Genomic DNA, 25489 nt, shown 5'->3' with positions numbered 1-25489 from the left:
AAGTGAATGTATGAGCAAGACGATCACTCTGCTGGGGTCCACCGGTTCCATCGGGACCCAAAGCCTGGATGTGGCCCGTATGCACGGGTATACCATCTTCGGTCTGGCAGCCCATTCCCGCATTGAGATCCTGCAAAAACAGATTGCAGAATTCCATCCCCGCTATGTGGCGGTGGTGGATGAAGCTGCCTGTGACCGACTGGAAGCGGAACTGACCGGCATGGCGGATGCCCCGCGGCTGCTCAGGGGAACCGAAGGCCTGCGTACCCTGGCAGCCATGGATGGCCCCGATGTGGTGCTCAATGCCGTTGTGGGCATTGCGGGCCTGCCTGCTTCGCTGGCCGCCATCGAGAGCGGCCATGATCTGGCTCTGGCCAACAAGGAAAGCCTGGTCACCGGCGGCCATCTGGTCACCGATGCAGTACGCCGCAAGGGCGTGCGCCTGCTGCCGGTGGACAGTGAACACTCAGCGATCTTCCAGTGTCTGCAGGACCAGCACTCGGCCAAACGGCTGACCAAGATTCTGCTGACCGCTTCCGGCGGTCCCTTCTTCGGTATGAAACAGGATCAGCTGGCCGGCAAGAAAAAGGAAGATGCCCTCAAGCATCCCAACTGGAATATGGGGGCCAAGATCACCATCGACTCCGCCACCCTGATGAACAAGGGACTGGAACTGATCGAGGCTGTCTGGCTTTTCGGATTGCCGGAGGATAAAATCCAGATCGTTGTCCAGCGGGAGAGCGTCATTCACTCGGCGGTACAGTTTGCGGACAATTCGGTCATTGCCCAGATGGGGGTGCCGGATATGCGTATTCCCATCCAGTATGCGCTGACATGGCCGGATCGTCTGCCCAGCCCGGTACCGGAGCTGGACTTTGCGGCTCTCAAGTCCCTGAGTTTTGATGTGGCCGATGAAGAGACCTTCCGCTGTCTGGCTGCCTGCAAAAAAGCCATCCGGAAGGGCGGCCTTGCCCCTTGTGCCGCCAACGGCGCCAATGAGGAAGCCGTGCGCCTGTTCCTGCAGGACAAGATCGGTTTCCTGGATATCGGCCGCCTGGTGGAAGGTGTGGTGGACAGCCAATCTTTCGGCGGCGACTATACCCTGCAGGATGTATATGACTGTGACGCCATGGCCCGGGCTTACGTCCGTGCCCATCTGTAATTCCCACCGGCGGCAGGGCAGGGGATGCCCGCCGTGCGGCAACTTCAATCGAGGTGTTCAATGACGATCGTCCTTCTCACCACCATTGCGGCAATCGTGGTATTCGGTCTGGTTGTGCTGGTGCATGAGGCCGGCCATTTTCTGGCGGCCCGGCGTGTGGGAATGTGGGTTCAGGAATTTTCCATCGGGTTTGGTCCGGCGCTGTGGTCCCGGGTCAGGAACGGCACCCGATACAGCATCCGCCTTCTCCCTTTGGGCGGATATAACCTTCTTCCCGGGGAAAATCCCGAGGAAGAAGGGGAAGACCGGGAAGCGGAACAGGACGGGTTCGTCCGTCCCCATGCTTCCTACGACCGCCGCCGTCCGGTACTGCCCGCGGCGGTCAGGGGCAAGTTTTTTGACGAAGCACCGCCCGCGCATCGCTTTTTTGTGATCCTGTGCGGTGCCATGATGAACTTCGTCCTCGGGTATTTTCTGCTGGTGGCCCTTCTTTGCGGGGAGGATGCCATCACCAGCTGTATGATTTACGATTTTCTGGGCGATGCACCGGCCAGTGAGGCCAGCGGTCTGCAGGCGGGAGATGAGATCCTCTCGGTGAACGGACATGTCTGCTTTGTGGCCGAGGACATCGTGTACGAGCTGCAGCGCACCCCGGATTACACCGCCTCCATGACGGTGCTGCGGGACGGCAGCATCGTACACCTGCCCGCCGTGCATTTTGACTCCGCCACCGGGGCGGACGGCACCACCACCATGGTGCTGGATTTCCAGGTCTACGGCATTGCCAAATCGCCCCGCACGGTGGCCGGTTGGGCAGGCCGGTATTTTCTGTATTACGCCCGGGCCATTCTGCGCGGCTTTGTGGATATGGCCACCGGCCGGGTCGGCATCAACCAGCTGTCCGGCCCGGTGGGCTTTGTCAGCGCAGTGAGTCAGGCGGTACGCTACGGCTGGAAGGATGTGGTCAGTCTGGCGGCCCTGTTCTCGGTGAACCTGGGCATCTTCAATCTGCTGCCCATTCCCGGACTGGACGGTTTCAAGCTGCTGTTCCTGGCGGTGGAATGTGTTTCCGGCAAGACGGTACCGGCGCGGGTGCAGGCGGTCCTCAATGCTGCGGGCATCGTGGCGCTGCTGGCCCTGATGGTGCTGGTTACCTTCCAGGATATTGCGAAATTTATATAAGGAGTGTCTTTGTATGCGCCAGCTCAAACGAACGGTCAAGATCGGCAATGTTACCATTGGCGGCAACAACCCCATCGCGGTGCAGACCATGCTCAACGTGCCGGTGGAGGATATCGCCGGCAATGTGGCTCAGGCCCGCCGTGTGGCTGAAGCCGGCTGCCAGATCGTGCGGGTCACGGTTCCCACCCCCAAGGACGCCGCGGTGGTCTCCGCCATCAAGGAAGAGGTGGACATTCCGGTGGTGGCGGACATTCACTTTGACTACAAGGCGGCTCTGGCAGCGCTGGATGCAGGGGCGGATAAGATCCGCATCAATCCCGGCAATATCGGGGATGACGACCGCGTCAAGGCGGTGGCCGATGCCTGCAATGCCAAGAACGTACCCATCCGCATCGGCGTGAACGGTGGCAGTCTGGAAAAGCACATTCTGGCCAAGTATGGCGCTCCGGTGCCGGAAGCCATGGTGGAAAGCGCCATGTATCATGTGCAGCTGCTGGAGAAGCATGATTTCAACAATATTGTCATTTCCATCAAGTCCTCCAACGTGCCCCGCATGATGGCGGCGTACCGGATGCTCAGTGCCAAGACCGACTACCCGCTGCATGTGGGCGTGACCGAGGCCGGCGGCAACCGGATGGGCCTGATCAAGTCGGGAATGGGCATCGGGGGACTGCTGCTGGAAGGCATCGGCGACACGCTGCGCGTTTCCTTGACCGACACACCGGAGAACGAAGTCCTGGCCGGATATGACATTCTGCGCGCTGTGGGCTATGCCGTGGCGGGTCCCGAGATCATCAGCTGTCCCACCTGCGGCCGCACCCAGTATCCCATGATGGATATTGCCCGTCAGGTGGAGGAGCGTCTGCGGGCCGACGGCTTCAAGAAACCCGTCAAGATCGCCATCATGGGCTGCATCGTCAACGGCCCCGGCGAAGCTTCCGACGCCGATATCGGCATTGCCGGCGGCAAGGACTGTGCGCTGCTGTTTATCCGCGGAGAAAAGGTCCGCATGCTCAAAGACAACATCGTGGATCAGTTCGTGGACGAGATCTATAAACTGTAAATAGCCACGCGGAGGAAGACCCCCATGGACCTGCTGCAACTTGCTGTTGATTTTTTGGTGGCCATTAGTCCGCGCTTTACCGCAGTGCTGCTGATTTTGGGAGCAGCACTGTTTGGCTTTTGTGCCTATGTGTTTTTTGATACGGCACAGTGGGCGAGCGGCATTTTCTTTCTGGTACTGACCGCGGCCACGGCGGCACTCTTCCTCTGGCTGCTTTGCACCGGGGAATTCTGCCGCACCTCCGGCCGCCCGGGATCAAAGCGCTGATATCGCTGCCCTGTTTTTTCCCTGAATGGACCCGAAAATAAAAAGGAGAAGCCTTGAAACCTTTTGTCACTCAGGTCTGGCCGCAGTTTACGGCCGACGCCCAGTTCAACGCCTGCTTCAGCGGCGTGATCGTGGAAAAAGTGGAACTGTTCCGCACTTCCCGCAAGGTGGTCATCAGTCTGCGCAGCGCAGAGCCCCTGGACAGGGGACTCTGCGGCCGCCTGCTGGCCTCGCTGGAACCGGTGTTTGCCGGCTATGAACTGGCACTGCGGAACTATTTCAATTATGATGCCATCACCCCGGATGCCGTGACCCTGCTCATTGAGGAACTCAAGCAGCAGGGGATGCCGGTAAATGGATTTCTGGACAAGGACCAGCCCGTGGCTTTTGAGCCTGACGGGCTGATTGTGCGTGTCAATGCGGGACGCACCATTCTGGAAAGCGTGGAGCTTCCCCGGCGTCTGGCCGAACTGATTCAGGAACGTACCGGCTCTTTGCCGGTGGTCCGGATGAAGGATGTGGCGGCCCAGCTCAATGCCGAGGAACTGGAGCGGCGTGTGGCCGAAAAGACGCCTGCCGTGCAGTTCAAGGCCAAGGAGGAGGTGGCGCCCTTCACCATCGAGGGTCTGGAACTCACCTCCAAGCCGGCGAAGCTTTTCCACGGCAAGTCTTTCAAACCGGCAGACCTGCGCCCTCTCAACGATCTGGGCGACGGCGGCAAGGTCACCGTCTGGGGCGATGTTTTCGCCACCGAAGTCAAGGGCAACCGCCGCAAGATCTATTTCACCTCCATCACCGACTACAACGGCTCCATCAACCTCAAGGTACTGGGGGATGAAGGGGAGGACATGTCCAAGTGGGAGGGCCTCAAACCCGGCACGACCCTGATCGTGCGCGGCAATTACACCTACGATAAATATGAGCGCGACTATGTGCTCCTGCCTTATGATGTCCTGCAGGTGGAACGTCAGCCCCGTCAGGACACCGAACCGGAAGGCCACAAGCGGGTGGAGCTGCATCTGCATACCAAGTCCAGCTCTATGGACGGATTCTGCGACCCCGGCAAGATTGTCCGGCTGGCCCACCGCATGGGCCATCGCGCCATTGCCATCACCGACCATGGCGTCTGCCAGGGATACCCGGAAGCCATGCTGGCGGCCGATGATATCCATGGTTCCGACCCCGGTTTCAAATTGATTTACGGGTGCGAAGCCTATTTCGTGGATGATATGATCCCCACGGTCTACGGCAAGGTCAAAATGCCTCTTACCGGGAGCTTTGTGGTCTTTGATACCGAAACCACAGGTCTGGATACCAACAACGACATCATGACCGAGATTGGTGCCGTCTATGTGGAAAACGGCAAGATCAACGAGGAGAAAAGCTTCGCTACCTTTGTCAATCCCGGGCGGCCCATTCCGGCCAAGGTGGTGGAACTGACCGGCATCAATGACGCCATGGTGGCGGATGCACCTTCTCCGGATGAAGCCATCCGCAGCTTCAAGGAGTTCTGCGGGGACAACATCGTCATCGCCCACAATGCCAGCAGTTTCGATATGCTGATTCTGCAGCGGGCGGCCGAACGGGCGGGCATCACCTTCAACAATCCCTATATCGATACCGTTCCCATGGCGCAGGCTCTGTTTCCCGGGCTTCGCAGCTACAAGCTGGATGTGATCAACAAGCATCTGGAAATTCCTCCCTTCAACCATCACCGGGCGGTGGACGATGCCATGGCCCTGGCCCGCATCTTCGAGAAGATGCTCGAAGACCTGAAGGAAAAGGAAATCTACAACGTCGAGGATATCAACACCGGCCTGGGCGGCAATAAAGAGGTCCTGAAAAAGCGGTTCAACCATCTGATCATCTGGGTGAAGAACCAGACCGGGCTCAAGAATCTCTACCGCATTGTCAGTGCCGCCCACACCAAGTATTTCTTCAAAAAGCCCCGTGTGCCCCGCAGTCTGCTGAACCAGTACCGGGAGGGCCTGATCCTGTCCTCCGCCTGCGAGTCGGGAGAACTGTATCGTGCCATCGTCGCAGGCCGCAGCCATGAAGATCTTCTGCGGATTGCCGATTACTATGACGTTTTGGAGATCCAACCCCTGGGCAACAATGCGTTTATGGTCCGCAACGGTCAGGTGGACTCCATCGAAGCCATCAAGAATTTCAACCGTACCGTCATTGCCCTGGCGGACGAACTGCACAAACCGGTGGTCGCTACGGGGGATGTGCACTTCCAGGAACCGGAGGATGCGGCTTATCGGGCCATCCTGCAGGCGGGCAACGGCTTCAAGGATGCGGATAACCAGGCACCGCTGTTCTATCGCACCACCCAGGATATGCTGGAGGAGTTCAGTTATCTGGGCAAGGAAAAGGCCTATGAGGTGGTGGTCACCAATCCCAACAAGATCGCTGCCACCATCGACGGCAATCTGCGTGCCATTCCCAAAGGCACCTATCCGCCTTCCATCAAGGGCGCCGAGGAGCAGCTGCGTTCCGGCACCTGGGAGCACGCCCGGAAGGATTATGGCAGTCCGCTTCCCGATATTCTGCAAAAGCGCCTGAAAAAGGAACTGGATTCCATCTGCGGCCACGGCTATGCCGTTCTGTACGTCATTGCCGTCAAGCTGGTGGCGTTCTCCAACGCAGGCGGGTACCAGGTGGGCAGCCGTGGCTCTGTGGGTTCCTCCGCCGTAGCCCACTTTGCGGGAATCTCGGAAGTCAACAGTATGCCGCCCCATTATCTGTGCCCGGAATGCCAGCACAGTGAATGGATCGATGACGGCCACACCATGGACGGCTTTGACCTGCCGGACAAGAAGTGCCCGGTCTGCGGCACCTCCATGATCATGGAAGGGCACGACATCCCCTTTGAGACCTTCCTTGGCTTCTACGGCGACAAGGAGCCGGATATCGACCTGAACTTCTCCGGCATGTATCAGTCCAACGTTCACCGTTATACCGAGGAGCTCTTCGGCAAGGAGAACGTCTTCAAGGCGGGAACGGTCTCCGGTCTGCAGGACAAGACCGCCTACGGGTATGTGAAGAAGTACCTGGAAGAACGCGGCCGCACCGTCAACCGTGCAGAGGAAAACCGCCTGTGCATCGGCTGTACCGGCGTCAAGCGGACCACCGGCCAGCATCCCGGCGGCATGGTCGTTGTGCCCGATACTTTTGATATCTACGATTTCTGTGCCATCCAGCACCCGGCGGATGACGTGAAGGGCGGTCTTTTGACCACCCACTTCGAATTCAAATACCTCCACGACACGCTGCTCAAGCTGGACGAGCTGGGCCACGATGTGCCCACCTTCTACAAGTTCTTCGAGGAGTATTCCGGTATCCCCATCAACTCGGTGCCCATGAACGATCCCAAGGTGTACAGCCTGCTCACCTCCACCGAGGCCCTGGGCGTCACCCCGGAACAGATCGGCAGCCAGACCGGCACCTTCGGCATCCCCGAAATGGGCACCAACTTCGTGCGCCAGATGCTGCTGGATGCCCAGCCCAAGAACTTCTCGGAACTGATCCAGATTTCCGGCCTGTCCCACGGAACCGACGTCTGGACCAACAACGCCGACGAACTCATCCGCTCCAAAACCTGCACCATCGCCGAGGTCATCGGCTGCCGTGACAGCATCATGCTGTACCTGCTGCGCAAGGGCCTGGAACCCAAGATGTCCTTTGACATCATGGAGGCTGTGCGTAAAGGCAAGGTGGCCAAGGGCGGCTTCAAGCCAGGATGGGAGGAAGCCATGCGGGAACACGATGTGCCTGACTGGTACATCGAATCCTGCCGCAAGATCAAGTATATGTTCCCCAAAGCCCATGCGGTGGCTTACCTGATGGCGGCCATCCGCCTGATGTGGTTCAAGGTCTACCATCCGGCCATCTTCTACGCGGTTTACTTCACCGTCCGCGGTGCCGATATTGACTACGAAGCGGCCGTGGGCGGCGTCCGGGTGGCCAAGGAACACCTGCGGGATAACGAGCGCATCCCCAAGGATGAGCGTACCGCCAAGGATGACGACGCCCTGGTCAGCCTGCAGCTGGTCAACGAGATGCTGCAGCGGGGCTGCCAGTTCCTGCCCATTGAACTGGGCAAAAGCTATGCCAGCAAATATATCGTGGAGGACGGCAAGGTCCGCCTTCCCTTCACCGCGCTGAAAGGCCTGGGCGAAAATGCCGCCATTGCTCTGGAACAGGCCACCATCCACGGGGAAGAGTATATCTCCATCGAGGAACTGCAGCAGGCTTCCGGTGTGGCCCAGTCCATCCTGGACAAACTGCGGGATGTGGGGGCCCTGGGCAACCTGCCGGAGACCAGCCAGGTGGACTTCTTCAGCATGATGGGCTGAGAAGTTTCTGTTACCCAAAACGCAAGAAGCTCTTCTGCCGCTTTGGCAGGAGGGCTTTTTTAGAAAGGAATGTAACCAAACTTTTACGGTTGTATCGTGGAAAACTGCCTTGTAGGGTGGCAGAGAAATGTGGTATCCTAAATACAGGAAAGCTTTCTTGTGTTTCAGAATACCAAATTCGCCCCGTAACACCTTACCAAAGGAGAACACAAATGAAACGTCGCACAATGTCCCGTCTTGCCGCCCTTTTGCTGGCTGCCGGTCTGAGTCTGGCGCTGTTCGGCTGCACCCCCAAGACCGACGAATCCCAGCCCGCGTCTGACCCGGCTGCCTCTGCGGATACCCAGCCCCCGGAGGCTTCCTCCGACGATACCGCCCAGGAACCCGCTTCTTCAGACTCTCAGCCTGTCTCTCAGGAAGACGAGGCCACGCCCGCTGAGGAGGAAAAGCAGGCGGTGACTGAGAAGGTGAAAGAGCAGCTGGCAGAGATTCAGAAGCAGTCGGAACAGCTGCAAGCCGACAGCACCACCGCAGACGATTCCGAAGCCGAGGCAAAGCTGAATGAAGCCGCCGACGAACTGGACGCCTACCTGAAGGAAGAGGTAGAAGGCAGCAGCAACTGATCTGACTTGCTTCCCGTCTGAGCACAAACGCCGCCGGAGCCTTCCGCTCCGGCGGTTGCTTTTGTCTTGCAATACAACCATGGGTTGTGATATAATGAAAGCATTATTTGACAAACCCTTCCACTTCATGGTTAAATAATAAATACGCGCAAAATACACATGAACTCGTCACAACGCAATTTCAGGGGGAAGCCGCATGGCAAAAAAACAGGTTTACGGCAACGAAAGCATTAAAAGTCTGAAGGGCGCGGACCGTGTCCGCAAACGTCCTGCCGTTATTTTTGGCTCCGACGGTGTGGAAGGCTGCGCTCACTCCATTTTTGAGATCGTCTCCAACTCCATCGACGAAGCCCGGGACGGCTTTGGTGACAAAATCAATGTTACCCTCTACCCGGACCACAGTGTGGAGGTTGAGGACTTCGGCCGCGGCATTCCGGTAGATTATAACAAGGCTGAACAGCGGTGGAACTGGGACCTGGTTTTCTGTGAACTGTATGCCGGCGGCAAATACGGCGAGGGAGCCGGCAACTATGATTTTGCCCTGGGCCTCAATGGTCTGGGTCTGTGTGCCACCCAGTATGCCAGTGCCTGGATGACGGCCGATATTTACCGGGACGGCTTTCACTATCACCTGGACTTCAAAAAAGGCGAGAATGTGGGCGGACTGAAAAAAGAACCTTTCAGTGGCCGCCGTACCGGGTCCGTCATCCGGTGGATGCCGGATACCGATGTTTTCACCGACATCACCGTATCGCCCGAAACCTTCCGGGATATGCTCAAACGGCAGGCGGTGGTCAATGCCGGCGTGACCCTGGTCTTTAACGACCGCTCGGGAGAGCGTGCGGAAAAAATCTCTTACTACTATGAAAACGGTATTGTGGATCATGTGGCCGAGCTGGCAGGGGACAAGGCCCTCACGCCGGTGCATGCCTGTGCCGGTTCCGCCGTGGGCCGTGACCGGGAAGACCAGCCCGAATACCAGGTCAAGATGAATGTGGCCTTCTGCTTCTCCAACCAGACCCAGGCGCTGGAATATTACCACAACTCCAGCTGGCTGGAACATGGCGGCAGCCCTGACCGTGCAGTGCGTCTGGCCTTTGTGAATCAGATCAATGCATGGCTGAAAAACAAGGGGCTGTATAAAAAGAACGAAAGCGCCATCACCTTTGCCGATGTGCAGGACTGCCTGATCCTGGTCTCTTCCAGCTTCTCCACCCGCACCAGTTATGAGAACCAGACCAAGAAGGCCATCACCAACAAGTTTGTGGCCCAGGCCATGACCGATTTCCTCAAGCATCAGCTGGAAGTCTATTTCATCGAAAAACCCGACGAAGCGGAGAAAGCCTGTAAACAGGTGCTCATCAACAAGCAGAGCCGGGAACACGCGGAAAAGGCCCGTATCTCCATCAAAAAAAACATCACCCAGCAGATGGACATTGCCAACCGGGTGCAGAAGTTTGTGGACTGCCGCACCAAGGACGCATCCCGGCGGGAACTGTATATCGTGGAGGGCGATTCCGCTATGGGCGCGGTCAAGCAGAGCCGCGACTCCGAATTCCAGGCCATCATGCCCATCCGCGGCAAGATCCTGAATTGCCTGAAAGCCGATTATGCCCGCATCTTCAAGTCGGAGGTCATCACCGACCTGATCCGGGTCATGGGCTGCGGCGTGGAGCTGGGCGGGTCCCATAACAAGGACCTGGCCACTTTCAACCTGGACAATCTGCGCTTCAATAAAATCGTCATTTGTACCGACGCCGACGTGGACGGCTATCAGATCCGCACCCTGGTGCTGACCATGCTGTACCGCCTCACGCCCACCCTCATCAACCAGGGCTACGTCTATATTGCCGAGAGCCCGCTGTATGAGATCAACACCAAGGCCAAGACGTATTTCGCCTATACCGAGCCGGAAAAGGCGGATATCCTGCGCCGCATTGACGGCCAGAAATATACCATCCAGCGCTCCAAAGGTCTGGGCGAGAACGACCCTGAAATGATGTGGCTGACCACCATGAGCCCGGAGAGCCGCCGCCTGATCAAGGTGCTGCCCACCGACGCCAAGCAGACCTCCGAGGTGTTCGATCTGCTGCTGGGGGATAACCTGGCCGGCCGTAAAGAACATATTGCGGAACACGGCGCCGAGTATCTGGATGATCTGGATGTGTCCTGACAAGGGGAGGAACCATGGCAAAAAAACGTGAAAAGAAACAGGCGCCTGCCCGCCCGCAGCTGGGGGATAATGTAGAGATCCTCTCGGCGGGCGAAGTGATCGAAAGCCCCATCACCCAGACGCTGGAAACCAACTATATGCCGTATGCGATGAGCGTGATCGTCTCCCGCGCCCTGCCGGAGATCGACGGCTTCAAGCCCGCCCACCGCAAGCTGCTGTACACCATGTACGGGATGGGCCTGCTCAAAGGGGCACGCACCAAGAGCGCCAACATCGTGGGCAGCACCATGCACCTGAACCCTCATGGTGATGCTGCCATCTACGATACCATGGTGCGTATGGGTCGCTCCAACGAAAGCCTGCTGGTGCCCTTCGTGGACTCCAAGGGCAACTTCGGCAAGGCGTACAGCCGGGATATGGCCTACGCTGCCGCCCGTTACACCGAAGCCAAGCTGGAACCGGTATGCGAGGAACTTTTCCGGGACATCGACAAGGATACGGTGGATTTCGTGCCCAACTATGACGGCACCACCACCGAGCCCACCCTGCTGCCGGTGACTTTCCCCACCATCCTGGCCAACAACACCCTGGGCATCGCCGTAGGCATGGCCTCCAACATCTGTTCCTTCAATCTGGCCGAACTGTGCAATGCCACCATCGCCCTGATGAAGGATGAGAACGCCGACCTGATGCAGCTGCTGCCCGCCCCGGATTTTGTGGGCGGCGGCAGTATCCTGTATGATGCTGCCGAGATGAAGAACGTGCTGGAAAACGGCCGGGGCAGCATCCGGGTTCGGGCTGCCTGGTCCTATGACAAGGAAAACAACTGCATCGACATCACCCGCATCCCGCCCACCACCACGGTGGAAGCCATCATGGACAAGATCACCGAGCTGGTCAAGGCGGGCAAGATCCGGGAAATCAGCGATATGCGCGATGAGACCGACCTGAACGGCCTCAAACTGACCATTGATCTCAAGCGTGGTCAGGACCCGGACAAACTCATGGCACGGCTGTTCAAGGCCACCCCGCTGGAAGACTCCTTTGCCTGCAACTTCAACCTGCTTATCGGCGGCCAGCCCCGGGTGCTGGGCGTGCGGGGCATCCTGCTGGAATGGGCGGCTTTCCGGGCTGAATGCGTGCGCCGCCGTACCTACCATGACCTCCAGGGCAAGCAGAAGCGTCTGCACCTGCTGCGCGGTCTGGAGGCCATCCTGCTGGATATCGACAAAGCCATCCGCATCGTCCGGGAGACCGCTGAGGAGAGTGAGGTCGTCCCCAACCTGATGATTGGCTTCGGCATCGACGAAGTCCAGGCCGAGTATGTGGCCGAGATCAAGCTGCGGCACCTCAACCGGGAATACATCCTCAAACGCACCGAGGAGATCGAGGAGCTGGAAAAGGAGATCGCCGACCTGGAAGACATCCTCAAGCGTCCGGCCCGCATCAACAAGATCATCATGAAGGAACTCACCGAGGTGGCCCAGAAGTACGGCAAACCTCGCCGGTGCGAGATTCTGTACGACCTGCCGGAGGAGAGTGCAGAGGAGGAGCAGCAGGAGATTCCGGACTATCCCGTGCATCTCTTCTTCACCCGGGAAGGCTATTTCAAGAAGATCACCCCCCAGAGCCTGCGCATGTCCGGTGAGCAGAAACTCAAGGACGGGGACGAGATCGCCTTTACCTGTGAGTCCACCAACAGCGTGGAGCTGCTCTTTTTCACTAACCACGCCCAGGTCTACAAGACCCGCGCGGCGGATTTCTCCGACTCCAAGGCCAGCGTGCTGGGGGATTATGTTGCCTCCACCCTGGGCATGGACGACGGGGAAGTGCCCGTCTTCATGGCCGTGACCGCCGATTACAGCGGCCACATGTTCTTCTTCTTCCAGAACGGCAAATGTGCCAAGGTGCCTCTGACCAGCTACCAGACCAAGCAGAACCGCCGCAAGCTGCTCAAGGCCTACAGCGACAAGGCGGAGCTGGCGGCCATCCTCCATCTGACCGAGGAACAGGAGCTGGCCATCTTCGTCAATGCGGGTCCGGCCACCACCCGTCTGTTGTTGGCCGGCAGCGCCCTCATCCCCGAAAAGACCACCCGGGACACCGCCGGTGTCAATGTGGTCAACCTGAAAAAGAATTCCCGCATCACCCGGGTGCGTCCTGCGGCGGGGCTGGAACTGGCCGATCCCCATCGCTATCGTGTGCGCACCCTGCCGGCTGCCGGTGCCCTGCTCAAGGAGACTGACAGCGTGGAGCAGATGACCCTGTAAAGGGACGGAGCGTATTTTTGAAGAAACCACGCCAAAATTTTCTTGCAATTCGGGATAGGGTGTGGTATAGTATATCCTGCATGAGACTTTGAAGGAGTGCTACAAATGGGAATCTATGAAATCGTGTTCGGCGTGATCCTCATCATCGCCTGCCTGTTGATCGTTGTGTTCACCCTGGCGCAGGAGCAGAAGGGCCGCGGCCTTTCCAGTGCCATTATGGGCGACAACAGCTTCATGGCTGCCGGCCGTGAGCGCGGCCTGGATGCCAAGCTGGCCAAGTTCACCAAGATTCTGGGCGCTGTGTTCCTGATTGCCGCGCTGGTCGTCAGCGTTGTCAACGCCCGCCTGTAATCCATTTGACAGAAAACGGCCCGCCGGAACCCGCGGGCCGTTTTTTATGGGAAAGTTCATAAAGAAGAAGGTTTTGCGGGCCAGACCCGCACGGAAGGGCCCCGCCGGCCGACGGGGCGACGTCAGGGAGGAGTAAATACCACATGACACCACTGCAAAAAAATATTCTCAATGCCGTCAAGCGGCGCCCCCACACCCTGCGGGAACTGCAGAACAACCTGCAGGTGGACAACACCCGTCTGCGCAGCACCGTGTCCGGCATGGTGGCCACCGGCCTGCTGACCGTGCGTGACGGCCAGTATGCCCCGGGTCTTGCCACCATCGAAAACGAATCTGCCCCGGCGGGCATTCCTTGCACCCTGGTCAAGCTGGCGGCACGCTTCGGCTTTGCCGCCCGGGACGATGGCACCGGCGATATCTTCATCCCCGGCCGCGCCCTCCATGGTGCCATGCCCCATGACAAGATCCTGGTCAAACTGTTTGAGCGTCCCCGGGTAGAGGGCAGCGCAGAAGGCGAAGTGCTGGAAGTCACCGAGCCCCACAACAGCTTTGCCGGTACCATCACCATGACCGATGACGGCCGTATGGCGGTGGAGCCGGATGGCTGCCGGGACGTGCGCATCATTCTGGACAAGAAGGCCATCAACGGCGCCCAGCTGGGCGACAAAGTGGGCGCTGTGCTCACCGGCCGCGGCGGCCGTCACATGGACCACCGCGCTGCCGTCACCGAGCGGTTCGGTTCCTCCGATTATGCCTGTGAGTGTGCCAAGGCCATTCTTTATGGCCGCGATGTGCGGCAGGAATTCCCGGACGAAGTCATGCAGGAAGCTTCTGCCTATGACAACGCCCGGATCGATCCCGCCGAAGCGGCGCACCGCATGGATCTGCGGGGATTGCCCATCTTCACCATCGACAGTGCCGAGACCAAGGATATCGACGACGCCATCAGCCTGATGCATCTGCAGGATGGCGGCTATGAACTGGGGGTTCACATCGCGGATGTGAGCCACTATGTCCGTCCGGACACGGCGCTGGACAAGGAAGCTTACGAGCGAGCCACCAGCATTTATTATGCGGACAAGGTCATCCCCATGCTGCCCCAGCAGCTGTCCAACGGCATCTGCAGCCTGAACGAAGGGGAAGACCGGCTGGCTTTCTCCTGCCTGATGCGCCTGGACGAAAAGGGCAACATCCATGGCTACCAGTTTGTCAAGACGGTCATCCGCAGCCGTGTCAAGGGCGTGTATAAGGAGATCAACGCCCTGCTGGACGGCACGGCAGGGGAGGACCTGCAGAATAAATACAGCGAAGTCCTGGCCCAGCTGCCGGTGATGAATGAGCTGTACGAAAAGCGGCTGGCCCTGCGGCGGGAACGCGGCAGCATGGAGATCGAGTCGGATGAAGCCAAGCTGGTCATCGATCCCGAGACCGGGCGCTGCGTGGACATCGTCAAGCGCGGCCGCGGCGTGTCCGAGTGCATGATCGAGGAATTCATGCTGCTGGCCAACCAGTGCGCGGCCAACGCCGGCCGCACCCATCGCGTGCCCTTCGTTTACCGTGTACACGAAGCCCCTGATGCCGAAAAGATGGAAAAGCTCCGGGCTACCCTGAAAGCCTGCGGCCTGAACCCGGTGTTCAAGGGCGAAATCCCCACCCAGCTGGAGCTGTCCGCCCTGCTGGATGAGACCCGTGATACTCCCATCCGCATTCCGGTGCATACCGGTATCCTGCGCAGCATGCAGAAAGCCCGGTACAGCCCGGAGCCTCTGGGCCACTTTGGCCTGGTGCTCAAGGACTATGCGCACTTTACCAGCCCCATCCGCCGGTACCCTGACCTGGCCATTCACCGTATCCTGACCGATATGCTGGTGGGGGCACCGCATGAACGTCTGGTCAAGAATTATACCGAGTTTGCCACCCATGCCAGCGAGCAGTCCAGCCGCAAGGAAGTGGACGCCGTGCGCATTGAGCGCGACGTGGAAGACCTGTACAAGGCCGAGTATATGCATGGCCATCTGGGCGAGGTCTATGACGGCACCATCTCCGGCATCACCGCCCGGGGCGTCTTTGTGGCCCTGGACAACACGGTGGAAGGGTTTGTGCCTGCTGCCCAGCTGTGCAAGGGGGAAGCCGCCGTCACCGAGGGCGTATCCCTGACCGACCCGCTCACCGGCCGTACCTGGATGCTGGGCAGCCCCATCAAGGTCAAGGTTGCCGGAGCCGATGTGCCTCTGGGCCGCATTGATTTTGAGTTCATGCCTCAGTGATTTCTGATTCTGACTGAAAAACAGCCGCCTTCCCCAATGCAGGGAAGGCGGCTGTTTTTGCGTGGCAGGAAGAACTCTGTCCTGTAAGCAGAAAGAAAATTATAAAAGAAAAAACCTTTCGGAATTTCCGAAAGGTTTTTCTGGCGGAAAGAGAGGGATTCGAACCCTCGAGGGCTTTCAGGGCCCTACACGATTTCCAGTCGTGCGCCTTAGACCAGCTCAGCCATCTTTCCATAGCAGCTCGGCAACGCCAAACTGCAAGAGTTATTATAGCAAGGTCCGAGCCAACTGTCAAGTGTTTTTTTGACTTTTTTCTTCGGATATCAGTGGCGCACAAAACCGCCCAGCTCACTGGCATCGGTCAGGTTCATGGCAAAGGCTTTGCTGCGCAAAGCGGCATACAGTTCCGCCATGGTTGCCTGATAGTAGGGTTCCAGAAACAGAAGCCCGATCCCAAGGGTCAGCATGCCCAGAATGACCCAGCCCACGAAGGAAAGACGCAGCAAGAAGGCGTGCCACTTTTCGCCGTGCATCATCTCGCGGCTCAGCTGCATGGCGCGGGTGGTGCTCATGTAGGGATTTTCCGCCAGCAGATAGGGGACCATCAGATAGCAGTACGCCCAGTAGATGCCGGGGATCACCAGCAGGAAAAGTCCCAGCACAATCTTCAGGTCAACCAGAAATTTCACCTTGACCATGTTCAGATAGGGGGTACGGAAAACGGTGGTGACGGTGCGCAGCGGTGCAGGGCTCTGGCGGTTCTCCATGAAGAAGCGGTTGCGTCCCACTTCCAGGGGCGCAGCGACAAAGGCGGCCCACAGCACAGCGATCACCACGGATATGAGCAGGATGACAAACACAATGCTCCATACGGCAGCGGGGATTCCGGCCAGCTGCTGCCAGATGTCGGCCTGGGCAGCCTCCCCGGTCCAGACTCTGCCGCGGAACATGGTGTTCAGGCGGTCGACCTCGGTTTCAAAATGATACGAGGCAGTAACCGAATAGTCGCCCACGCCCACAATAGCCAGCAGAAGGCACAGGGCAAAAGTGCGCCAGTATGTACCGGACAACGCCTGTCTGGCATTCTGCTTCAAAAGCGAACAAGTCCACATAAGAAAGATCCTCCCGGAAATGGCCAGCAAGGGCCGAAGTTTTCCCTTATTATAGCATGGAAACGGAAAATGGAAAACCGGTAACACTGTTTCTGAATTGTAAATAAACGACGCTACACAGGAAAGCGTATCGATTACAGGGGCATGGAATTTTTTTCAAAAAAGGTGTTGACAAACCATGGGCCGGTGTGTATAATAATATTCGTCGCTCAGGGAGACCTGCCGACGAACAGAATATGCGGATGTGGCGGAACTGGCAGACGCGCTAGATTCAGGTTCTAGTTCCCTTAAAAGAGTGTGGGTTCAAATCCCTTCATCCGCACCAAAATCCCGGACGCTTTGGCGCCCGGGATTTTTTGTTGCCCGACAAGGTGCGGCAAATAGCGAAAAACAGGGGAAAATAAGTTCTTAATAAAAGTATTGACAAATCCCGGGAGCATGTGTATAATAATACATGTCGCCCGGGTGACCGGCTGACAAAACAATATGCGGATGTGGCGGAACTGGCAGACGCGCTAGATTCAGGTTCTAGTTCCCTTAAAAGAGTGTGGGTTCAAATCCCTTCATCCGCACCAAAATCCCGAACGCTTCCGCGTTCGGGATTTTCTTTATCCGGCAAACTCTCGCACGGAACGGGACACCGTTTTCCGGCTGTACAGGAAAGAGGCAGTCATGTCCAGGACCAGAAAAATTTATGTGGCCCGCCTGGTGGGGCGGAGTCTGATTTTCCTGCTGTGCACCCTTGCGTGTGTATTTCGGCGCGGTGTTTTCACGGTGCTGGAAGGCATGAATTTCTTCAGAACATTTTCTCCGCTGCATCTTTTGTGGTTTGTTTGGGTCATGGATATGATCCTGCAGATATTTCCCATCAAAAACAAGGTGCCGCTTGGGTCCCAGAAACTCTTTGCCAATCGTTTTCGGCCTATCCGGGAAAAAATCAACTACGAAGCCCTCAAAAGTTATATCGTGGCCACAACCAAAGCGGCGTACAAAGTGTTTCTGATCTGGTGCGCCCTGATCGCTGCCATCGGTGTGCTGCATTATGCCGGCGTGATCGATAAAATCACCCTGTTCATGATCTCGGTGTTCTTTTATGTCTGTGATCTGATCTGCGTGCTGATCTGGTGCCCGTTCCGTCTCATTATGAAAAACCGCTGCTGCACCACCTGCCGCATCTTCAACTGGGACCACCTGATGATGTTTTCGCCGCTGATTTTTATGGGGGGATTCTTCGCCACCTCGTTGGTGCTTATGTCCATTGCCGCTTGGCTGGTGTGGGAACTGTGCGTTATGATGTACCCGGAACGCTTCTGGGATCATTCCAACGTGGCCCTGCAGTGCTCGCAGTGTACCGACAAGCTTTGCACCCAGTATTGCCAGAAACTGCGTCCGGCGGATCGGGCACGGACGCGGGAGTGACAACCGGGCCGGAAGCCGGCTTCAAAACCGAACATAATAAAACACCGGAACCGCCGACTGTGGCAGGTTCCGGTGTTTTGTTTTCAAGAAGCGCTGTCTTCCGCCTGGGCCTGACCGGCAGCGTATGCATCGTTCATGTGCCCGGGGAACGGATAGGTGCGGGCCTCGGTGGCGGTGATGCCGCCGACCCCGTACCAGCGGGCACGGCACAGGCCGATGGAATCGCCGCTGTCCTCCCGGATATCCGGCAGTCCGTAGGCGGCACACCAGTGTGTGTACGGTTCGATGGCGTAGCTGACCAGTTCGGCCTGAGGCGCCTGCTCACCCAGTTCGGCGGCCTCGGTGCGCAGCAGGCCGTCCCGTGTTTGGTACATCACATAGTAGCTGGCAATGTCATATCCGGCCTCCGCCGCATGGAAGGTGCACACAAGGCCTGCGCAGGCGGCGGCACAGGTCAGCGCTTTGCGCAGCGTCCGGCCGCTGAGCTGTACCGCGCAGGCCGCACAGGCAGCGGTGAGCAGGGTAAAGGGGCCATGGGTGGAGCGCTCGTAGTAATCGGGGCTCAGGATCATGGCAAAATTGGAGGCCAGACCGCCCAGCAGCAGAATCACCGGCCAGACTATGGGGCCGTATCCGGTTTTGTCCGTGCTGCATTGGAAGACCAGCAGCACGAACAGGATCACGAAGGCGAACAGCAGGGGCAGGGCATACTCTTTCAGCATGTTCAGACAGTTGAAAAAGCGTACCGCATACCGCGTCAGGAAGGATTCATAATCCCCGTAAACCGAAGCCCGATTGTAATTGCCCCGGGCTGCGATCAGAATCACAAACCCGGCTACCGAACCGGCGAAGCCGGACCACATCCAGGAGGGGATTCTGTGGTGTCGGATCAGCAGAGCCAGCAGGCAGAGGACAAGGCAGACCAGCATGCCGGCGCTGGTATTTTCACTCAGCCAGCCGGCCAGCAGTCCGGCCAGGGCCATGCCTGCGGTCAGCCGCCAACTGCCTGCAAACGGTTTCTGCAGGTAATAGCGCCATGGCAGCAGAAAGGCCAGACATCCCAGACTGGCCCACAGGTAATTGCAGGCACCGCACATCCACAGGTTGGTCTGTCCGAATGCCGGACTGATTTCCCACAGAGATGCCAGGATCAGCGCAAAGACAACCAGATCATACCGCCCGGTGCGGCGCCCTCTGGCCAGCCGGTAGATGACCAGAGCCAGTGCCAGATAGGCGGCAGCATTGCATAGGTTGAACAGGACCTTGGGGAACATGGTGAACCCCTGGGCAAAGAATTTCACCACCACCCGGCCGCTCCATTCATAATAATGGTAGGCCAGACTTTTCAAGAGCTGGGGCAGACTGTGCAGCCGCAGTCCCGTGTCAAAGGCATAGGCAAAGGTGAAATCATCTGCAATGTAAGGGGTCAGACAGTTCAGCAAGAACATCCATAGAAAAACCACCGCAGCGGCGGCGGTAAAACATTTCTTTCGCAGCGCAGAGGCCTTGTCGTGCATAGGCGGCATCCTCCTGAAAGTGAATTTTGAAAGGGAAATGGCGGCTGCGCAGCTCCGCACCTCCGTCCGGAATCGCAGCTGCCGTTCAGGTGTATCTTACTACAATGGCACTTTTTTTTCAAGGCAAGGGTATTTTTCTCTTGCGTTGGATCATAAAATATGATACTATGACTTATACTCTTTGCACTGCATTACATCCTTGCAAAAAGGGTGCGAGATCAACAGTACAAACTGAGCAGGCGATGCCCATTCCGGGCATGGGGTCGGGCCGCCTTTGCGGCAGCAGATGTGAACGACGGCATCTGTGGGACAGTTGTATGTTCCACAGGTGCCTTTTTCTATACCCTGGTGGAACCGTATCTCAATGAGGTGCACATAAGAGAATACAGTACGGCCGCACAGCGGCCCAACAGGAGGTTTCTTTTATGTCAACCCGTTCAACCCACGCAACCGCCCGTCATCTGGATGAGGACGCCGTGATCCGGCGTCTGTCCCTGGTCAGTGTTGTCGGCAATGCCATCCTTTCCGGCTTCAAACTGCTGGCCGGTATCTGGGGACATTCCGGCGCCATGATCTCCGACGCCATTCACTCGTTTTCGGATGTGCTGACCACCCTCATTGCCTGGATCGGCGTCAAGGTATCCCGCCGCGCAGCGGATGCCGCCCATCCCTACGGCCACGAACGCCTGGAATGCGTGGCTTCTCTGATCCTGGGCGTGGTGCTCATGGCCACCGGGCTGGGTGTGGGCCGCGTCGGCCTGGAAAACATCTTTTCCGGCGGGTATGAGAAGCTGGCCGTGCCGGGGCTGATCGCGCTCATTGCCGCCGTGGTTTCCATTGTGACAAAGGAGGCCATGTACTGGTATACCCGGTACTATGCCAAGCAGATCAACTCGGCGGCTTTCATGGCGGATGCATGGCATCATCGGTCCGATGCCTTCTCCTCCATTGGCTCTCTGATCGGTATCGGCGGTGCCATGCTGGGTTTCCCGGTACTGGACTCGGTGGCCAGCGTGGTCATCTGCCTGTTCATCGTCAAGGTCGCTTACGACATCATCAAAGATGCGGTGGTCAAGATGCTGGATACGTCCTGCGGAGAGCAGTATGAGCAGGAACTCAGCCGGTTCGTCAGTGAACAGCAGGATGTGGTCTGTGTGGATACGCTCCACTCCCGCATGTTCGGCAACAAGGTCTATGTGGACCTGGAGATCGAGGTGGACGGCCAAAAGACCCTTCAGGACGCCCATGCAGTGGCCGAACGCGTACACACCGAGATGGAAAGTCATTTCCCCGATATCAAGCATGTGATGATCCACCTGAATCCGGCACCCGGTTCTGTCGTGCAGTCGGCGGAAAGCCAGTGATTTCCCTGTAAAAAAGCCCGCGGAAGAGGCTGAGCTCTCCCGCGGGCTTTTTGCTTTTTCAGGAAGTGGTGTCCGGCGTATCCGTCTGGGCCAGGGTGTCCGGTGCCATGGTTTCGGTGCCGGCGGTCAGTCGGCCTAAGGTACGGCACAGGTGGCCGAAATCGATGGGCTTGGATACATGGGCATTCATGCCCGCCGCGGAAGTGGCGGCAATATCTTCGGCAAAGGCGTTGGCGGTCACGGCAATGATGGGGACCAAGGGAGCGTCGGGGCGGGGGAGCGCCCGGATTTGTCGGGCGGCTTCGCAGCCATCCATTTCCGGCATCTGCATATCCATCAGGATGGCATCAAACTGGAAAAGCTCGCTCTTTTCAAAGGCCGCCACGGCTTCCCGGCCGCTCCATGCCTGCGTTACTTCCACCCCATTGAGCTGCAGCAGTTCGGTGGTGATTTCCATGTTCACCTCGTTGTCTTCCGCAAGCAGGATGCGCCGCCCTTCCAGTCGGTATACTTCCGGAGCGGCGGCGACCGGTGCCGCCGCTTTCTGGTCGGCGATGACTGCAAAGGGGAGGACCAGGGTGAAGGTGGTGCCCTTGCCCTGTTCGCTTTCCACCTGCAGTTCACCGTTCATCTGGCTCACCAGGTTTTTGGTGATGGACATTCCCAGCCCGGTACCGATGCTCTGCTTGGCAGAAAAACGCATTTCCCGGCTGTAAGGCTCAAACAGATGGGGCAGGAAATCCGCCGACATGCCAATGCCGGTGTCGGCCACCACGATTTTGTATTTGGCATAGTCACCCTTGTCGATCTGGGTCACATGCAGACGGATGGAGCCGCCTTCCGGTGTGAACTTGAAGGCGTTGGAAAGCAGATTGTTCAGGATCTGGTTGATGCGGGCCGGATCGCCGAGCAGGCGGGCCGGTTCCAGGTCCAGCTTCACATCCAGTGTTTTCTTCTGGGTATGAGCCTGGAACCGGAAGGCTTCCAGGCACTCTTCCAGACAGGCGCGCAGGTCGAACTCGTGATTGTTCAGCATGACCTTGCCCTGTTCCATGCGGGACATGTCCAGGATGTCGTTGATCAGATTCAGCAGCTGACGGCTGGCGCTGTTGATCTTGCGCAGATATTCCTTGAGCCGGTCTGCGTCGTCGTATCTGGAAGCCAGCTCGCTCAGTCCCACGATGGCATTCAGCGGGGTACGCATATCATGGGACATGCTGCTGAAGAAGGACTGTTTGACGCTCTCATTCCGGTGGGCCAGCTCCAAGGCATCCTCCAGTATACGCCGTTCTTCCATCTGCCGCTGCTTTTCCTGACCGATTTCCCGGAAGCAAAGCACAACTTCCTCGGGGGAGAGAATTTCATCGAACAGGATCCGGACATTCACCCAATGATATTCCTCACCGAACTTTCGCTGAAAGTCTCCGCCGAAATCCTGGGTATGCGCCTGGACCAGCCGGCGAATGTTTTCCAGGGAGAAGCTCTTGGAAAATTCGGCATATGCGCCCGGTTCCATCACTTCTTCCACGATTTTCATCAAGGCGGCGTAATTGCCTGTTGCGGGCAGAGTCTCCTGCACGGGGGAAGGGCTCTTGATCATCTCATAGGTGCCCTGGGCACAGTCGATCCGGTACAGGGCATAGTAGGAATTCCCCAGTACCCGAACGGTTTCGTCGGTGCGGTCAATGCGGTCATGGTATTTCTTTTCCCGCCAGACCGTTACTGCCAGGACCAGCAGGGAAACGCCCAGGATCATGGCCAGCACGCTGCCAAAGGGACGCAGATTGCCCAGAAGGTTTCTGTAGGGGATCGTCACGATGGAATACCAGCCGTTTTCCATCCGGGTGTAGTAAACACCCCGGCGGTCGCCGTCCAGGTCTTTGATGAAATCACAGTATTCGTCCAGCTCGCCGGCATAAATCTTTTCCAAAAGACAGCTGCAATATTTCTGGATTCCCTCGCTGTCCAAAGGCAGGCCGGTGCGGGAATAAAGGACCTTTCCAGTGGCGTCGCACAAGAAGAAGGAATCCGCATGGGCCAGGGTCAGAGGATCTGCCTGGAAATGGAAGTTTTCGGTAAAGACATCAAATCCCAGCACCACGTTCCCGTTGTCAAAGGACTGTACCACCGAAATGACCGGCTCTTCGGTGACGATGTCGGTGTACAGCCCGGTCACCACGACCTTGCCCTCTTCGGCCACCGCCATGCGGTACCAATCCCGCTGGCGGGCATCGTAATCGGGGTCGATATCGGTGGGCAGGCGTCCGGAGGCTGTGAGCATTTCATCGCCCACCAGCAAAAATGGGCTGACGACCCCTTCACCCAGAACACTGGTCACCCGCTCAAAATACATATCTGCCGGCTCAAACAGGTCTTCGGCCGTATAGCCCTCGTCCAGCCGGTCCTGCAAGAAGGCGGTGCCGTAACTCAGCAGGGTCTGGTACACGGTCAGGTTGCTGCGGGCTTCCTCCGCATAGCTGCGCGCCAACGCCGCGCCGGTTTCCTGCCCGTTGATCAGCAGGGAACGCCGGATTATCAGTACGCCGAACAGCGCCAGACATACCAGCACGCCAAAGGCGAGCAGACTCAGGCGCATATCTTTCAGAACACGGCGGAGGCTTTTGTATCGTTTGGCCTTTTTTCTATTCATGGTAGGCAACCTTTCTTTTCTGTCTGCCAGGAATCCGCTGTACGGGATGGGCGGTACATTGTTAAAAATTTCTTATTGTATCTTCATTATAAAGCATGCCGGCAGGCGGGACAAGATGTCCGGGATCCGGTCCGGCTCTTTTTCTTGCATGAGCCACGGATGTGAACGATTCTTGACAAGGGACGGAGGTTCGGGGTATGATATAAAATAACAAATTCTGCCTATAGGGGATCCTGGCGGAAACGAAGGGCGCCATATGACGGGTGTGCGGTATATCCCGGTCATGCGGCGGGGGGAAGAATGTTTGGGAGTATACTATGGATGCAATGGAATTGTTTACCCGGCAGTATGGTCTGACGGAACCGAAATTGGTGGAGTCCCTGTGCCAGCTGGCCCAAGTGCGCCGTATGCCGCGCGGAACGGTATTTCTGCGGGCGGGGGAGATCCAGACGCAGGTGTTTCTTTTGCTCAGCGGGGTAGCGCGGGGGTATTTTGTGGACATGGATGGGGCGGACCATACGGATTGTTTCTGCTTCAAGTGCGGAACGCCCACCATGCCGCCCTGCTCTTTTGACGAGCCTTCTCCGGAAAACCTGGTGGCCCTCACCGACTGTGAGTTTGTGGTACTGCCTTTGCAGGAAACGATGAAGCTGGTGCATACCTATCCGGAACTGACGGAGCTATATGCGCGCTTTTTGACCGATGCCATGCGTCTGCACAATCATACCCGCCATGTCATGTGCAATTTGCCTGCCAAGCAGCGGTTCCAGTGGTTTCTGGAAGAGTATCCCGGCCTGATCTTTGATGTGAACAACCGTCACATTGCCAGTTTCCTGAGCATGACGCCGGAAACGCTCAGCCGGATGAAAAGTGCTTTGCGCAAATCCCGCTATGCCGGGTGGCAGAATTCCTGACCATGATTTTGGCTTTGACGGCACGGCCCCGTAAGGGGCTGTGCCGTTTTGCGTGGTCCGGCATTTTCTTTTGCGGATACCCGTGGTATAATACAGGCAGATTTCAGTCTGTGCCCGGGGAGGGAGGAGAAGCGGATGGCGGTTTCGTTTGTACGCCGTGCGGCGGCGCTGGGGCTGACGGTCTGCCTGCTGGCCGGCTGCACCGCACCGTCTTCCGCACCGGTGTCCACGCCATCCCCGCTGCCGGCCCAGACGGCGCAGCCGGACGGCCCGCTGTCCGGCATGACCCTGCGGGACAAGGTCGGGCAGCTGTTTCTGGTTCGGCCGGATGCGCTGGAAGAATCCCTCTCCCAGGAGGAGATCGACGACGCGGATGCCGACGGCGTGATCGAAGTCTCCGACTCCATGGCAGCCTTTCTGGCGGAATATCCGGTGGGTGGTGTGGTCCTTTTCGGCAAAAACATCACCGGCGAGTCACAGCTGAAAACCCTGGTTGATGAACTGCAGCAGGCCTCGGAGATTCCGATGCTCATCGGTGTGGATGAGGAGGGCGGCGCCGTGGCCCGTCTGGCCGGAAACCCGGCTTTTTCTCTTCCCCGGTATCCGAGTGCCGCCGCGGTGGGGGAGCAGGGGCCGGAAGCTGTGCGGGCCATGTCGCTGGAAATCGGCAGATACCTGACCGGATATGGCATAACCCTGGATTTTGCCCCGGTGGCGGATGTGAACACCAACCCGGACAATCCGGTTATTGGCACCAGAGCCTTCTCCTCCGATCCCCGGACAGCCGCGGCGTG

Annotated in this window: 17 protein-coding genes, 3 tRNA genes and 1 riboswitch; of the genes, 16 read left to right on the top strand and 4 right to left on the bottom strand. The window is 58.0% G+C overall.

All coding sequences use genetic code 11. The features are described 5' to 3' along the window. Positions 1–10: 10 nt before the first annotated feature. The 10 genes from Q0K17_RS03505 (at position 11) to Q0K17_RS03460 (ending at position 15719) form a co-directional block, all read left to right on the top strand. Positions 11–1162: a 1-deoxy-D-xylulose-5-phosphate reductoisomerase gene (locus Q0K17_RS03505; protein ID WP_294539990.1), complete on the top strand. Its 1152-nt coding sequence runs from the start codon at positions 11–13 to the stop codon at positions 1160–1162. Positions 1163–1222: 60 nt separating this feature from the next. After that, on the top strand, positions 1223–2344 hold the full coding sequence (locus tag Q0K17_RS03500; protein ID WP_294539988.1) for a site-2 protease family protein: 1122 nt from the start codon (positions 1223–1225) through the stop codon (positions 2342–2344). Between the two features lie 13 nt (positions 2345–2357). Then, on the top strand, positions 2358–3407 hold the full coding sequence (gene ispG / locus Q0K17_RS03495; RefSeq protein ID WP_294539986.1) for a flavodoxin-dependent (E)-4-hydroxy-3-methylbut-2-enyl-diphosphate synthase: 1050 nt from the start codon (positions 2358–2360) through the stop codon (positions 3405–3407). Between the two features lie 24 nt (positions 3408–3431). Further along, positions 3432–3674: a hypothetical protein gene (locus Q0K17_RS03490; protein ID WP_294539984.1), complete on the top strand. Its 243-nt coding sequence runs from the start codon at positions 3432–3434 to the stop codon at positions 3672–3674. A 53-nt stretch (positions 3675–3727) separates the two neighbouring features. Further along, positions 3728–8035, top strand: a complete 4308-nt coding sequence (locus Q0K17_RS03485; RefSeq protein ID WP_294539983.1) for a PolC-type DNA polymerase III — start codon at positions 3728–3730, stop codon at positions 8033–8035. Positions 8036–8247: 212 nt separating this feature from the next. Next, on the top strand, positions 8248–8658 hold the full coding sequence (locus Q0K17_RS03480; RefSeq protein ID WP_294539981.1) for a hypothetical protein: 411 nt from the start codon (positions 8248–8250) through the stop codon (positions 8656–8658). 196 nt (positions 8659–8854) lie between these two features. Next, positions 8855–10831, top strand: coding sequence for a toprim domain-containing protein (locus Q0K17_RS03475; protein WP_294539979.1), 1977 nt, complete (start codon positions 8855–8857; stop codon positions 10829–10831). Between the two features lie 14 nt (positions 10832–10845). Next, positions 10846–13101, top strand: a complete 2256-nt coding sequence (locus tag Q0K17_RS03470; protein ID WP_294539978.1) for a DNA gyrase subunit A — start codon at positions 10846–10848, stop codon at positions 13099–13101. 105 nt (positions 13102–13206) lie between these two features. After that, positions 13207–13452, top strand: coding sequence for a preprotein translocase subunit SecG (gene secG, locus Q0K17_RS03465; protein WP_294539976.1), 246 nt, complete (start codon positions 13207–13209; stop codon positions 13450–13452). Between the two features lie 143 nt (positions 13453–13595). Continuing rightward, positions 13596–15719, top strand: a complete 2124-nt coding sequence (locus tag Q0K17_RS03460) for a VacB/RNase II family 3'-5' exoribonuclease (protein WP_294539974.1) — start codon at positions 13596–13598, stop codon at positions 15717–15719. Positions 15720–15860: 141 nt separating this feature from the next. Here the strand turns inward: Q0K17_RS03460 and Q0K17_RS03455 are convergent. Together Q0K17_RS03455 and Q0K17_RS03450 are read right to left on the bottom strand one after the other, a co-directional pair. Then, positions 15861–15952: transfer RNA gene (locus tag Q0K17_RS03455), tRNA-Ser, on the bottom strand. 90 nt (positions 15953–16042) lie between these two features. Then, a complete protein-coding gene (locus Q0K17_RS03450; RefSeq protein ID WP_294539972.1) occupies positions 16043–16831 on the bottom strand; it encodes a DUF975 family protein in 789 nt (262 codons plus the stop codon). A 238-nt stretch (positions 16832–17069) separates the two neighbouring features. Here Q0K17_RS03450 and Q0K17_RS03445 point away from each other — a divergent pair. The 3 genes from Q0K17_RS03445 (at position 17070) to Q0K17_RS03435 (ending at position 18250) form a co-directional block, all read left to right on the top strand. Then, positions 17070–17156 (top strand) — tRNA-Leu (locus Q0K17_RS03445). Positions 17157–17319: 163 nt separating this feature from the next. Continuing rightward, positions 17320–17406: transfer RNA gene (locus tag Q0K17_RS03440), tRNA-Leu, on the top strand. Positions 17407–17503: 97 nt separating this feature from the next. After that, on the top strand, positions 17504–18250 hold the full coding sequence (locus Q0K17_RS03435) for a hypothetical protein (protein WP_294539970.1): 747 nt from the start codon (positions 17504–17506) through the stop codon (positions 18248–18250). 83 nt (positions 18251–18333) lie between these two features. On the opposite strand, the gene Q0K17_RS03430 is transcribed toward Q0K17_RS03435, so the two are convergent. Then, positions 18334–19767 (bottom strand): DUF6056 family protein, encoded by a 1434-nt coding sequence (locus tag Q0K17_RS03430; RefSeq protein ID WP_294539968.1) that lies wholly within the window; start codon positions 19765–19767, stop codon positions 18334–18336. A 221-nt stretch (positions 19768–19988) separates the two neighbouring features. After that, positions 19989–20082, top strand: a riboswitch (NiCo riboswitch). 110 nt (positions 20083–20192) lie between these two features. Between Q0K17_RS03430 and Q0K17_RS03425 the strand changes: the two genes are divergently transcribed. After that, entirely contained in the window at positions 20193–21131 is a 939-nt protein-coding gene (locus tag Q0K17_RS03425; RefSeq protein ID WP_294539967.1) for a cation diffusion facilitator family transporter, read from the top strand. A 58-nt stretch (positions 21132–21189) separates the two neighbouring features. On the opposite strand, the gene Q0K17_RS03420 is transcribed toward Q0K17_RS03425, so the two are convergent. Next, the gene (locus Q0K17_RS03420) at positions 21190–23727 is read right to left on the bottom strand and encodes an ATP-binding protein (RefSeq protein ID WP_294539965.1); all 2538 of its coding nucleotides are present in this window, start codon (positions 23725–23727) and stop codon (positions 21190–21192) included. A 380-nt stretch (positions 23728–24107) separates the two neighbouring features. On the opposite strand from Q0K17_RS03420, the gene Q0K17_RS03415 reads away from it, so the two are divergent. Both Q0K17_RS03415 and Q0K17_RS03410 read left to right on the top strand, forming a co-directional pair. Continuing rightward, a complete protein-coding gene (locus tag Q0K17_RS03415; RefSeq protein WP_294539963.1) occupies positions 24108–24695 on the top strand; it encodes a Crp/Fnr family transcriptional regulator in 588 nt (195 codons plus the stop codon). Between the two features lie 135 nt (positions 24696–24830). Next, the coding region (locus Q0K17_RS03410; RefSeq protein WP_294539961.1) for a glycoside hydrolase family 3 N-terminal domain-containing protein at positions 24831–25489 on the top strand (659 nt) is incomplete at its 3' end.

Source organism: uncultured Gemmiger sp. (assembly GCA_944388105.1).
Classification (GTDB): domain Bacteria; phylum Bacillota; class Clostridia; order Oscillospirales; family Ruminococcaceae; genus Gemmiger.
Note: the sequence above shows the minus strand (reverse complement) of the source record. Positions and strands in the feature narration are given on the sequence as shown.